The 13,408-nt window shown below is 46.8% G+C and carries 11 protein-coding genes; 5 read left to right on the top strand and 6 right to left on the bottom strand.

All coding sequences use genetic code 11. The features are described 5' to 3' along the window. The first annotated feature begins 84 nt into the window (after positions 1–84). Positions 85–855 (top strand): helix-turn-helix transcriptional regulator, encoded by a 771-nt coding sequence (locus AACQ79_RS09940; protein WP_094132356.1) that lies wholly within the window; start codon positions 85–87, stop codon positions 853–855. A 311-nt stretch (positions 856–1,166) separates the two neighbouring features. On the opposite strand, the gene AACQ79_RS09935 is transcribed toward AACQ79_RS09940, so the two are convergent. Next, on the bottom strand, positions 1,167–2,066 hold the full coding sequence (locus tag AACQ79_RS09935) for a LysR family transcriptional regulator (RefSeq protein WP_170899023.1): 900 nt from the start codon (positions 2,064–2,066) through the stop codon (positions 1,167–1,169). 220 nt (positions 2,067–2,286) lie between these two features. Here AACQ79_RS09935 and AACQ79_RS09930 point away from each other — a divergent pair, with 220 nt between their 5' ends. From AACQ79_RS09930 to AACQ79_RS09920, 3 genes are all read left to right on the top strand, one after another. Next, on the top strand, positions 2,287–3,987 hold the full coding sequence (locus AACQ79_RS09930; protein ID WP_170899022.1) for an L-lactate permease: 1,701 nt from the start codon (positions 2,287–2,289) through the stop codon (positions 3,985–3,987). 107 nt (positions 3,988–4,094) lie between these two features. Continuing rightward, a complete protein-coding gene (gene lldD / locus AACQ79_RS09925; protein ID WP_047687773.1) occupies positions 4,095–5,231 on the top strand; it encodes an FMN-dependent L-lactate dehydrogenase LldD in 1,137 nt (378 codons plus the stop codon). A gap of 69 nt (positions 5,232–5,300) precedes the next feature. Further along, positions 5,301–8,141: an FAD-binding and (Fe-S)-binding domain-containing protein gene (locus AACQ79_RS09920; protein WP_445285855.1), complete on the top strand. Its 2,841-nt coding sequence runs from the start codon at positions 5,301–5,303 to the stop codon at positions 8,139–8,141. 13 nt (positions 8,142–8,154) lie between these two features. Here the strand turns inward: AACQ79_RS09920 and AACQ79_RS09915 are convergent, their stop codons facing one another. Beyond that, the gene (locus tag AACQ79_RS09915; RefSeq protein ID WP_212756370.1) at positions 8,155–8,997 is read right to left on the bottom strand and encodes a helix-turn-helix transcriptional regulator; all 843 of its coding nucleotides are present in this window, start codon (positions 8,995–8,997) and stop codon (positions 8,155–8,157) included. A 14-nt stretch (positions 8,998–9,011) separates the two neighbouring features. Further along, positions 9,012–9,563, bottom strand: coding sequence for a YbhB/YbcL family Raf kinase inhibitor-like protein (locus AACQ79_RS09910; protein ID WP_013868139.1), 552 nt, complete (start codon positions 9,561–9,563; stop codon positions 9,012–9,014). Positions 9,564–9,838: 275 nt separating this feature from the next. On the opposite strand from AACQ79_RS09910, the gene AACQ79_RS09905 reads away from it, so the two are divergent. Next, the gene (locus tag AACQ79_RS09905; RefSeq protein ID WP_170899021.1) at positions 9,839–11,308 is read left to right on the top strand and encodes a trypsin-like peptidase domain-containing protein; all 1,470 of its coding nucleotides are present in this window, start codon (positions 9,839–9,841) and stop codon (positions 11,306–11,308) included. 53 nt (positions 11,309–11,361) lie between these two features. Here AACQ79_RS09905 and AACQ79_RS09900 read toward each other — a convergent pair whose 3' ends face one another. The 3 genes from AACQ79_RS09900 to AACQ79_RS09890 form a co-directional block, all read right to left on the bottom strand. Next, positions 11,362–11,778, bottom strand: a complete 417-nt coding sequence (locus AACQ79_RS09900; protein ID WP_017042082.1) for a MarR family winged helix-turn-helix transcriptional regulator — start codon at positions 11,776–11,778, stop codon at positions 11,362–11,364. After that, entirely contained in the window at positions 11,778–12,689 is a 912-nt protein-coding gene (dmeF, locus tag AACQ79_RS09895; protein ID WP_170899020.1) for a CDF family Co(II)/Ni(II) efflux transporter DmeF, read from the bottom strand. Before dmeF ends, AACQ79_RS09900 begins: the two co-directional genes overlap by 1 nt. A 185-nt stretch (positions 12,690–12,874) precedes the next feature. Further along, the gene (locus tag AACQ79_RS09890; RefSeq protein ID WP_026027777.1) at positions 12,875–13,396 is read right to left on the bottom strand and encodes a DUF2058 domain-containing protein; all 522 of its coding nucleotides are present in this window, start codon (positions 13,394–13,396) and stop codon (positions 12,875–12,877) included. Positions 13,397–13,408 lie beyond the last annotated feature (12 nt).

Below are 13,408 nucleotides of genomic sequence, written 5' to 3'. Positions count from 1 at the left end.
ATAACAATTGACTGATGATGTTATATCAAAACAAACTGGCGTAATTTATAATGACTGACAATTAATGTAGACAAGCCGCCATTTATGCAAGCTAATGATTTAATCAGAGATTTTCCAGATAAACAATTTATAACTAAAACGACTATCATGGCTTCTGGTTATATTGATGATTTCCATTCACACCCATGGCACCAAATCGTCTTCCCACGTCAAGGTTTGTTACAATCAGACATTAGTGATAAAAGTGGAATAGTCCCTCACAATGGTATGCTCTTTATCCCCGCCAATACCATTCATAAATCTGTTGCAATTACAGACACAGAATTTTTAGCGATTTACCTCAACCCTAACAAACATGTGCAGTATGGAAGTGAGCCGAAATCCTGTCAGGTAAGCTCCTTCCTCAAAGAGTTGATATTGCTTTTATTTAAAAGTGATACGCTCTCACAGCCGGAATCCAACTTGGCACATTTGTTAACAGTCTTACGAGATCAAATCGAGGCAGCAAAAAGTTATGAAATACCACTTCTCATCCCTACGGACAAACGCCTTTTATCTATTTTTCTACAGCTTAAACAGCAACCTGACTTACCGTTTACGTTAAAAGAATGGGCAAAAAAAGTCGGAGCATCTGAGCGCACATTATCCAGATTATGTGCGAAAGAGTTCTCTCAATCATTTGCTCTGTGGCGACAAAATATAAGGCTGGTTTTATCTCTGCCATTATTAAGCTCGAAAATGAGCATACAGGAAATTGCTATGGAGTTGGGATACGCATCTGATTCATCCTATGTACAGGCTTTTAAAAAGCTGTTCAATCAGACACCAAGAAAATACCGCACTGCAAACCTATAAACGAGTACAGACTCTCTAATACACGGATTACACTACTTTTGGGATTATTTTTAGTATAGCAAAATCAAGAACCATCTCTGATGCACTATCTGAGACGAAACTCACTTTGGGGCAAAAGTGTTTTAGTAAGCCATACCAATCATAATAAATGGCACACTCTCAACGATCACGAAACTGATTCCCTCCCCTTCAAGGGGAGGGTTAGGGTGGGGTGTTTCTTGGTTGCTGGCAGTACCCCCTCCTAACCTCCCCCTAAAAGGGGGAGGAACAGAACGGTATACGACCGAAGACATCCTTTACATAAGTCACACTCAAAAATAGTGTGAAATAGTCAAATAGCGGGCACGGATGTGCTCTATCAGCAAGCGGACTTTATTCGGGGGTTGGCGAGTAAAGGGATACACGGCATATATACCCAATTTTTTGCCCACTTGTTCCGGGAAAATATCCACTAGCTGGCCGTTACGAAAATCATGATAAACCAAACAGCGCGGTACATAAGCAACACCGTGGCCGCCTAAAGCCGCTTTTCTCAGTGCCGTGGCATTATCCGTAGAGAAGCAGCCCGACACTGTGACAATATAGTTTCCTTTGCGACCTTTAAATTCCCACTCGCTCGCGCCTGTGGTTTGGTAGGCATATTGAAAGCAGTTGTGGTTGACTAAATCTTCCGGTTTTAACGGTTTTCCATTTTTCGCAATATAAGAGGGAGAAGCGCACACAACCCACTGTGAGTCTAAAATATGCCGCGCAATTAGGCTTGAATCTTCCAAGTAACCAGTGCGGATCACTAGGTCAAAACCCCCTTCCACTAAATCAACAAAACGGTTATCAAGCGACATGTCTACCGTTAAACCGGGGTGTAAATTGCAAAATTCCGCAACCGCGTCGGCCAATATTAGATCGCCTGATATGGTGGGTACCGACATTTTGATGTGGCCGCTGACATTTTCACCAAACCCAGCCACCGCATCGACGGCTTCTTGAGTGGCAAGCTTCACATTTTTCGCACCCTGTAACAGTGCCTTACCTGCTTCGGTCAGGGTTAATTTACGCGTAGTTCGATATAATAGCTGCACGCCTAACTCTTCTTCTAAACGCGCCATTCTTTTACTAACTACCGAATTTGTAAGGCTATTCTGTTCTGCTACTTTACTAAAACTTCCCAGCTCCATCACTTGTGAAAACAATATTAGGTCGTCTGCTCGCATCTTATTATGTCAATTTTGGAATTAATTATTTTCATTATTTCCCTATATCCATAAAAAATAAAGGAGTAAATTCACCCCGAATTAACAAAAACATCACAAATATAATAATTTAGCTACCCGACGTGGCCGAAAGGTCTGTAGCCCCTACAGGATGTCTGCTCCTCAACTATCCTACTATTTAGAGATAGAACGAAGAGCACACTTTACGAGGAAGTATCCAATGAACGAAACCTTACTGGCACTAGTGGCCTTCTCCCCCATTGTGGCGGCAGCGATTCTTTTAGTCGGGCTCAACTGGCCTGCGAAAAAGGCGATGCCTGTGGCCTTTGCATTAACTGTGGCCATCGCCCTCACATTTTGGGATATGTCGGCAAACCGCGTGCTCGCTTCTGTTTTGCAAGGGTTCGGTATCACGATTTCCGTGCTCTGGATTGTGTTTGGCGCAATCTTCCTACTCAACACCTTAAAACACACTGGTGCTATCACCACCATTCGTAACGGTTTTACGGATGTTTCGGCTGATCGCCGTGTGCAAGCCATCATCATTGCGTGGTGTTTTGGCTCTTTTATTGAAGGCGCTTCTGGTTTTGGTACACCGGCGGCTATCGCGGCTCCGTTGCTGGTTGCGATTGGTTTTCCTGCGTTGGCTGCCGTATTGATGGGGATGATGATCCAATCCACTCCTGTCTCTTTCGGCGCAGTGGGTACGCCGATTATTGTCGGGGTAAACAAGGGGTTAGATACGCACAACATCACCGAAACGCTGATCAGCAACGGTTCAAGTTGGGATGTGTATTTACAGCAAATCACCGCTAGTGTCGCCATCACCCATGCGATAGTCGGTACATTGATGCCAGTATTAATGGCGATGATGTTGACGCGCTTTTTCGGTAAAAACAAAAGCTGGACCGAAGGGTTAGATATTTTGCCTTTTGCGATTTTCTCTGGCTTGGCTTTTACTGTGCCTTACGCGCTAACGGGCGTCTTTCTTGGCCCAGAATTTCCCTCATTAATCGGTGGCTTGATCAGCTTGGCACTGGTTGTCACGGCCGCGAAAAAAGGCTTTTTAGTACCAAAATCACAATGGGATTTTCCAGAAGAAAAATCGTGGCCCGCAGAGTGGTTAGGCTCATTAAAAATTGATATTGAAGAGATCAAAGCTAAACCGATGGGCCTTGCATTGGCTTGGACTCCCTATGTTCTGCTTGCGGTTATCCTTGTGGCAAGCCGTGTGAGCAGCGAATTTAAGTCACTGCTGGCTGGAGTGAGCCTATCCTTTAACAACATTCTGGCTGAAACGGGCATCAGCACGGCCATTCAACCGCTTTATCTTCCCGGTGGCATCTTGGTTTTTGTTGCGTTACTGGCAGTAATATTGCAGTCACGCAGTGCCACACCGCTCATCAAAGCATTCGGTGAATCAAGCAAAACGCTGATCGGCGCGGGTTTTGTGTTGGTATTCACTATCCCTATGGTGCGCATTTTTATTAACTCTGGCGTCAATGGCGCAGAGCTTGCGAGCATGCCTGTCACTACCGCCAATTTTGCCGCGGGTTTAGTCGGTGATGCCTTCCCCGCATTAAGTGCCACCGTTGGCGCACTTGGGGCGTTCATCGCAGGCTCAAATACGGTGTCGAACATGATGTTCAGTCAGTTCCAGTTTGAAGTGGCGCAAACACTCTCTATTTCCAGTGTGATGATCATTGCGCTACAAGCTGTTGGCGCAGCGGCGGGCAATATGATTGCGATTCACAACGTCGTCGCGGCATCAGCAACGGTCGGTTTATTGGGCCGTGAAGGAGCCACGCTGCGCAAAACCATTATCCCGACTTTCTACTACCTTGTGATGACTGGCCTTATCGGTTTAGTGGTGATTTACGGCTTTAATATGACCGATGTACTAATGACCCAGCAACCCTAAGTTTGGTGATGTGATTTGGTATCAACTTGGTTTTTATAACCATTAATCTTGTGTAATAAATGCAGAGCTCGCTAGGCGGCGGCTCTGTACAAATTAGGATTCAATCTATGATTATTTCAGCCTCCACCGACTATCGCGCTGCCGCGAAAGCGAAATTGCCTCCTTTTCTGTTTCATTATATTGATGGTGGCTCATACGGTGAGCACACGCTCACACGCAATACCGCGGATTTAGCTGACATCGCACTGCGCCAACGCGTGCTTAATGACATGTCAGAGCTCAGTTTAGAAACACAACTGTTTGGCGAACAGCTTGCAATGCCGATTGCCCTTGCCCCTGTTGGCTTAACTGGTATGTACGCGCGGCGCGGCGAAGTGCAAGCGGCGCGCGCGGCTGAAAATAAAGGCATTCCTTTTACACTGTCCACCGTATCGGTTTGTCCGATCGAAGAAGTATCATCGGCGCTGGCTCGACCAATTTGGTTTCAACTCTACGTGCTTAAAGATCGCGGCTTTATGAAAAATGTGTTGGAGCGCGCCAAAGCCGCGGGGGTAAAAAACCTCGTGTTTACCGTGGATATGCCCGTTCCCGGCGCGCGTTACCGCGATATGCATTCTGGCATGAGCGGCCCTAATGCGGCGATGCGCCGAGTATTTCAAGCGATGAAACACCCAAGCTGGGCGTGGGATGTTGGCTTGCTCGGTAAACCACACGATTTAGGCAATATTTCTGCCTACCGTGGCACGCCGACTAAATTGGAAGACTACATTGGTTGGCTTGGTGAGAATTTTGATCCTTCCATTTCATGGAAAGATTTAGAGTGGATCCGCGACTTTTGGGACGGCCCGATGATCATTAAAGGCATTCTAGATACAGAAGATGCCAAAGACGCGGTGCGCTTTGGCGCTGATGGCATTATCGTATCCAACCACGGTGGTCGCCAGCTTGATGGAGTGTTGTCAACCGCCAAAGCCTTACCTGCGATTGCTGATGCGGTGAAGGGCGACCTGAAAATTCTGGTCGATTCTGGAATTCGCACTGGGCTTGATGTGGTGCGCATGCTGGCGCTGGGCGCGGACTGCACGCTGCTGGGTCGCTCGTTTGTTTATGCATTGGCGGCGCAAGGTCAAAGCGGCGTTGAAAATTTGCTCGATTTATATGAAAAAGAGATGCGCGTTGCCATGACCTTAACCGGAGCGAAAACCATTACTGATTTGTCACGAGACTCGTTAGTCAAACTTTAATCTCATGATGACAAACCAACGGTAGCCGCACGTTAACCTATCCACAACCTCAATTTAAAATGGGAAACAATGATGGCCAGCACTCTTTCAGACGCCACCTATCGTCAACTGGAAACGCAACTCGCTACACGCATCGACCCTGAGCGCATCATCACGCAGCAAGCAAAACGCCTTGCTTATGGCACTGATGCCAGTTTCTATCGCTTGGTGCCGAAAATTGTGCTGCGCTTACAAAGCCTTGATGAGGTCATTTTTGCCATTAAAAGCTGCCGCGAGCTTGGCGTTCACTGCACGTTTCGCGCCGCTGGAACCAGTTTATCTGGTCAGGCAGTTTCTGATTCAGTCTTGATCGCCTTAACCGATGACTGGCGCGGCCATCGCATTCACGATGAGGGCAAAAAAATCACCCTACAACCGGGGGTCATCGGAGCTGATGCCAACAAATACCTTGCCCCTTTTCAACGCAAAATCGGCCCAGATCCAGCCTCAATCAACACCTGCAAAATTGGTGGAATCGCCGCCAATAACGCCAGTGGTATGTGCTGCGGCACCGCGCAAAATTCTTACCGTACTGTCGATAGTATGAAGATCGTCTTCGCAGACGGTTCCGTGCTCGACACCGCAAACCCGGAAAGCATCGCTGCATTCAAAATCGCTAAACCCGAATTGATTGAAGGTATTGCTCAACTTCATGCACAAACGGCGAAAAATCACACACTATCAAAGCTTATTCACCACAAATATCGCCTAAAAAACACCACTGGCTATGCCCTAAATGCTCTCGTTGATTACTCTGATCCGATTGAAATCATTGAACATTTGATGATTGGGTCGGAAGGCACACTCGGTTTTATTGCCGACATCACCTACAACACCGTCATTGAGCACGCGCACAAAGCCTCAGCGCTGCTTGTCTTTGCCGATATTGAACAGGCTAGCCAAGCAGTTACGACGCTGTCCAAAACCCCAGTTGCGGCAGTCGAAATGATGGATGGACGCGCGATGCGCTCTGTCGCTGACAAAGCCGGCATGCCCGCATTTATTGCGCAATTGGATCTAGAAGCCGCTGCGCTGCTAATTGAGTCTCACGCCAGCGATCACGCGGCCCTTCATTCGCAATGCAGCGCCGTGATGGCAGCACTAAGCGATTACCAGATCATCGAATCCGTACCATTCACCTCCGATGCCAAGACGGTGGCAACCTTATGGGGCATTCGCAAAGGGATGTTCCCTGCCGTGGGCGCGGTGCGCGAAGTGGGGACAACCGTCATCATTGAAGATGTGGCGTTTCCGGTAGAAAGCCTTGCCAATGGTGTGCGCGACTTGCAGGCTCTGTTTGATCACTACCACTATCACGAAGCCATCATCTTCGGCCACGCTCTAGAAGGCAACTTGCATTTTGTCTTTACACAAGGCTTTGATAGCCAAAGTGAGATCGACCGCTACGGCGCATTTATGGATGAAGTGGCCGAGCTGGTGGCCGTGAAATATCAAGGCTCACTCAAAGCCGAGCACGGCACGGGCCGTAACATGGCACCGTATGTGGAATTGGAATGGGGCAAAGACGGTTACACCTTAATGCAACAAATCAAAACCCTGTTTGACCCACAAGGCTTGCTCAACCCCGGCGTTATAATCAACGATGATCCGCGTTCCCACTTAGCTAACCTAAAGCCAATGCCAGCAGCTGATGCCTTGGTCGATCGCTGCATCGAATGCGGGTTTTGCGAACCTGTTTGTCCGTCTCGCACACTATCACTCTCGCCCCGTCAACGAATCGTCTTGTACCGCGAACTGCAACGTCGACGCGCTCAAGGTGAAACGGTAGAAGCTTCTGAGCTTGAAAAAGTCTTTGAATACCAAGGATTAGACACCTGCGCCGCAACTGGCTTATGCGCTGAGCGCTGCCCTGTTGGCATCAACACTGGCGATTTAGTGAAAAAGCTGCGCACCGCGAAATACCAAAAATTCATCCCCATTGCTACATGGACAGCGGATCACTTTGCCGCCACCACAGCCGTGGCTAAAATCGGCCTCAGTGCCAACCAATTGGCTAGCAAATGGCTGGGCGAGAAGTTAGTCGGCGGCGCAACCAACGGCTTGCGTAAACTCAGCAAAGGCAAAACGCCTATTTGGTATCCACAACTGCCGCAAGCCAATCATCAGAACTTAGCCATTGCAGTAGAAAACCTGCCGCGCCGTGAGAAAAAAGTTGTCTATCTGCCCTCTTGTGCGAGCCGAAATATGGGCCAGCAGAACAGCGCGGGCGATCAGCGGCCATTAACCGAAGTGACCTTATCGCTGCTTAACAAAGCAGGATATGAGGTGATTCTACCTAATGAGCTCAACAGCCAATGTTGTGGCATGCCCTATGACAGCAAGGGAATGAATGAGCTTGCGCAGTCAAAAGCGCAGCAGTTAGAAGCCGCGTTATGGCAAGCTAGCCAACAAGGGCGATATCCGGTATTGATGGATACCAGCCCGTGTGCAAAACGCAGTATTGAACAATTTACCAAACCACTGGAGATCTTAGAACCCGTCGGTTTTGTCAATAAGTATCTGCTGGATTCTTTAGCTATCAAAGTCAAAGAAGAAACTGTGATGCTGCATATCACCTGCAGTGCGCGCAAAATGGGGTTAGAAGCCGAGATGCTCAAATTGACCCAAACCTGCGTCAGCACAGTGATTGTGCCAGAGCATATTCAATGCTGCGGCTGGGCGGGCGATAAAGGCTTTACCACGCCAGAACTGAATGCGGCGGCCGTTCATCCGCTCAAAGAGCAAGTCCCTGCTCACTGCGAACGCGGATTCAGTAATAGCCGTACCTGTGAAATTGGCCTGTCGCACCACAGCGGCATTCCATATCAATCCATTTTGTATTTGGTTGATGAAGTGTCTAAACCGCTTTGATCTACCCTCAATCTTAAAATAGCTCATTGGATAAAATGGGCTGTTTTTTTGTCTCTTTATCTGGCGTACCTTTACCTCGCATACCAAGAGTGTGTAAATACGCTTTGGGGCTTAAACCAAACTGACTGCGAAAACGTTGATTAAATCGCTGTTCCGATTGGTAGCCGCAACACTGCGCCAATATCGCTATATTTCGTTGGCCACTTTGCATTAAGTTCAGCGCGTGATTCACACGCACTTCAGCCAAAACCTCACGGTAACGGGTGCCATGTTGCTTTAAGCGTCGAATTAAGGTCGCGCGGCTCATGGCAAAGTGCGTTGCTACCCGCTCAAGTGGATGTTCTTCTTCTGGTGACTGGGCGAGGTAGTTTCTCAGCTTCTGCTCAAAGGGTAGAGAATTACTCTCAAAGAGCCAATGCAGTACACCTTGCTCAGCCAATTGTTGGTATAACACCATCAGTAGATAGGCTTGGGTTTCTTGGCTGATTAACGAAAGATCGAACGAGGCGAGCGCATTGAGCGAACTTTTCAGTGAGGGGCTGGTTGAAATCACAGGCCACATAACTGGGCGATCATGATTTGCGCTTAACGCAAGCATCGCCTCGGTCGGGCGGTAGGTGAAACTGAACAGCCTTGAAGAGAAGTAACCGTGTTCTGGTAAATTTTCGAAACTGAGCGAAGCTGAGGCCTCACACAACAATAACGAAGTGCTCGATAGATTAGTGGCCTCTTCTTTATGAAACAGTTTTTTACTGCCAGATTGGATCTGAATCAAGCTTGGAGAGTGAATCCTCACATTTCTCAGCCTTTGTTGCTGAGCGGCTCGAAAGGTGGTGACTTGGTATTGGTGATTCATCACTCCCCCATGAATTAGCGTGTATAGGTTGCGGTCAGCGTCGCTTTTTCTAACGCCAAACTATTGAGGGTAAAACCAACCACCGCAGGTGATACATCGGCCGCCAAATTGAGTTTTTCCGTCGGGAGAGCCCATACCGTAAACTGGTAACGGTGCATTCCGTGCCCTTCTGGCGGACAAGCACCACCAAAACCAACGCTGCCATAATCGATACGTGTTTCTATTGCACCGAGCTTTTTGACTTCAACCCCACGTGCTAGCTCACTCACTGTCGCTGGAATATCCAGCGCAATCCAATGCCAAAAGCCACTTCCTGTCGGAGCATCTGGATCAAAAGCCGTAATAGCAAAACTTTTGGTTCCTTGTGGTGCATCAGTCCAAATTAAGTGCGGCGAAAGATTCTCCCCAGCACAACCCCAGCCTGAAAATTCAAAGGTTTTTGCCATCGGGTGGCCTTCTTGGATATCACGGCTGCTGAGTTGCAGAGCGTTTGCCATCCCTGTAAATAATAAGCTGGTGGTTAACGTCGTGGTGACGATGGCCGAGCTAAAAATCGTCGAGTTCATTGTTTTCTCCTATGAATAAGTTCATGAACAAGTCTAGCAGCATCACCCATCCAACATCCGACAAAAAGTATCATTTTAACGCTTTAAAGATTGAACAGTGATACTTTTTGTTGACCCCATTCCTCTACCATCATCGAGAGACTACTGGAGAGGACTGCTATTGATAATATTACGCACAATTAAGTTTACACACATATCGAGACTATTTTTGAGCCAATACTCTCATAGGCTCATATGCTTTATGAGGCATTTATTGCCACATAGAGGAGATCAAAATGCAATTATCAATACGTCTACTTGGCTTAATAGCAGCAGTGGTGTTGAGTTCTACTCCAGCGACTGCTTCAATAGAAAAAGAATCACTCCCCACCATTGCGGATAAAGTAATCCATCCGCATTCTTTAACAACCCATCAATCTCTAACCACTCACTATCCAATCCATTCGCCGGGAGCCAGCTTTATTAAGGTCCACTTTGATAAGTTTCAACTCAGCAAAGGGGGAAGCGTCACACTACGCTCTCCACACAGCAATGAAAGTATCACCTACGACAGTTCAGAGAACGGGCCTTTATTTGCCCGCTCGATTAATGGGGATAGCGTTATCGTGGAGTGGAAAACCGGTGAACATCCTGACCAAGCACAGATCTCAATTGACTATTTTATGGCAGGGAATGAAAGTGCCACGTTACCACAACCGAACCTAGCCGCTGATAATTCTGGGTTGTTTTCAACCTGTGGCATCAATGAAAGAAAAGATGTTGCTTGTTGGAGCGACTCACACCCTGAAAAAGTGGCGTGGAGTAGCGCCGTAGCAAGGCTACTGATTGATGGCCGTAGTTTATGCACAGCTTGGCGTGTCGGGCCCAATAATCACATGATCACCAATAACCACTGTGTATCAACAGCCTCTGAACTAAAAAATACTGAAGTATGGTTTAATTACCAACGCACAACTTGCGGCGGTAGCTTGGATACCACAGTAAAAGTCATGGGCGATCAGTTATTAAGCACCGATTATACCTTGGACTACACATTATTCACGGTGGCTAATTTCGAGCAGCTAGGACAATTTAGTTACTTAGGCTTAGACAATTCAGAGCCCAGCTACGGCACGGGTATTTATATTCCACAACACGGCGCTGGTAACCCCAAAGAGTTGGCGATAGAAAGCGATCAAAATGGCTCTGGCATGTGCCAAATTGATATAGCCTCTACCAATGGTCGCGGTGCCAATACCGACACAGGGTATTTTTGTGACACTATTGGCGGCTCTTCTGGTTCACCTGTATTGGCCTCTGAGAGCCATAAAGTCATTGCACTACACCACTTTGGGGGATGTGAAAACCAAGGGGTCAAAATCAGCAAAATCTGGCCTCAGGTTGCACCATTTTTTGATAACCAGTTGCCCGTAGGGAAAAAAGGAGGCACTCCACCTCCGCAAGATGGCGTCATCCAACGTGGGCAAAGCATTACTGGCATCACCTTGAGCAAAGGCCAACAAAAACGATTCATTTTACCTGCATCAGAACGCCAAACAGCGGTGAAAATTTCGATAACCTCTGGGCAAGGCGATGCCGATCTCTATACCCTTTCAGGCAATCCACCGACCAAAAGAGTCTTTGATTGTCGGCCTTACCAATCAGGAAGTAATGAGCAATGCTTAGCAGAGCCAAATGCTGAGGATCTGCATATCATGATCGATGCATACTCGAATTTTTCTGATGTAACATTACAGGTAGAATAAAACAGAAAATTAGCTGACCAACCACTTGCAAGTCGCAAGTGGTTGGTCATAGTTTAAAACTCTTGGTTCATTTTTAGTAGGCTGTTGAGTAATACTGTTTCTTCGTTTGCATCCAAGTATCTCGTCAGATCTTTCACTAACTCCACATGCAACTGATTATGCTGGCGATGAATTTTCTGACCTTCCGCGGTTAAAGTCACGACAATCGATCTTCTGTCATCTGGGTGCGCGCCGCGTTCAATCAACTTAGCATTCACTAACTTCTCTATTTGAACGGTGAGCGTACCAGTTGTGATGCCGAGCTTTTGCGCTAACTCTTTCATTCTCAGCGCGCCATGAATACCTAACACCTCGATGGTGTGGATCTGCGCCAGAGAGTAGCCGGTGTCTCGCACCACAGATTGCTCCCATGAGGACATCTTGTCGTAAAATTCCGTTAATTGTTGATTCAGTTTTTCGATATTACTCATCATGCCATCGGGTGAACTTCAAGGGTAAGGTGGTGGATTTTATCAAACTTCGCCAATATTTGTTTATATTCTGCAACGGTTTTATCAACATGAGATTCTAAGATAATCGCAGCTGAGTAGTGATGACCACTGATTTTCCAAATATGGAGATCTTTAATCACCGCAAATGCGGCTAGCTCTTCTTCAATTAAACGTCGATAGGGTTGCTCGATGCTTTCATCTAATAAAATAGGGCTAGTCTGCTTGATAAGGCCTATTGTCCACTTAGCAATCACGGCAGCGCCGACGATGCCTACAACAGAATCTAACCAATTCCAGCCATAATATTTTCCAAACAAGAGCGCCACAATCGCCAAAAGAGAAGTCAAGGCATCGGCAAGAACATGCAAATAGGCAGCTCGTAAATTGTGATCGTGATGGTCATGGTCATGGTCATGGTCATGGTCATGGTCACCATGATGGTGGTGATGGTTATCATGCAACAATAGCATGCTCACTAAATTCACCAGCAAGCCAATGATGGCGACAATAATCGCTTCATTAAATTGAATCGCTTCGGGATTGAATAAACGATGAACCGATTCCACCACCATCAGCAACGCCACAATACCTAATGCAATCGCACTGGTGTAGCCTCCCAACACACTCACTTTACCTGTACCAAATGAGAACTTCTCACTGTGTGCATGCTTTCTAGCATAACGGTAAGCAAACAGCGTAATGCAGAAAGCAGCCGCATGAGTACCCATATGCCAACCATCGGCAAGTAAAGCCATCGAACCGAAAATAGTACCAGAAATGATCTCCGCTACCATGGTGACAAGCGTGAGCAAAAGAACGTAAAACGTGCGTTTCTCATTTTGGTCTGCGCTAGCGATAAAGTTATGACGATGCTCGGTAGTAAACTGCAAAATCCCACTCACTTAGTTTGATAATCAAAATATTTGATTTAAATTTAGTTTGATTATCAAATATTTTCAACAAACTCTGTCTATCAGTTAGTACCGAAACCATTGGGGAAATAGGCTAAGTGGAAAGTAGAGGTAGGAAGGGAGAACGAGAGCCCTCCTCCGTTGAGAAGGAGAGCCGGAAGGAATTACCACATCAAATCATCAGGGACTACGAAATCCGCGTACGGATCATCTTCAGCAGGTAGAGATTCATCGGCAGTTTTATTTTCGATAATGCTCTCTTCATCACGCATGAAGATTTTATCCGCTACTACACCCGGGATGACAGCATAGCCATCTTCATAACGCGCGATAGCCAGGATTCCTTTACTCAGTTGATCACGAACCAATGAATCGACATAAAGTGACTTCACCAACTTACCATCAACAAAGTTGTATTTGATTTCACCGTGTTTTAGATCCAGCTTATTCATCTCAATCAGTTGTTTTACTTGAGCACGAATTTCTTTGCTCAACAACTGCTCTTTTTGCTGTTTATTCAGTGCCTTGTCGCGCTCTTGTTGCTCGACTTTATTCGCTTCTACTGCCGCTTTCACTTCACGTGCTTGCACGCGCGATTTTTTAGAGCTCTTTTTCGCTTTGCTGAGTTTTTTGGCGTTAACTAAACCCGCTTTTAGCATTTGCTCTTGTAGAGATAAGGTTGCCATGATCAATCCAAG

This window comes from Vibrio sp. 3-2(1) (genome assembly GCF_963887575.1).
GTDB classification, from domain to species: domain Bacteria; phylum Pseudomonadota; class Gammaproteobacteria; order Enterobacterales; family Vibrionaceae; genus Vibrio; species Vibrio anguillarum.
Note: the sequence above shows the minus strand (reverse complement) of the source record. Positions and strands in the feature narration are given on the sequence as shown.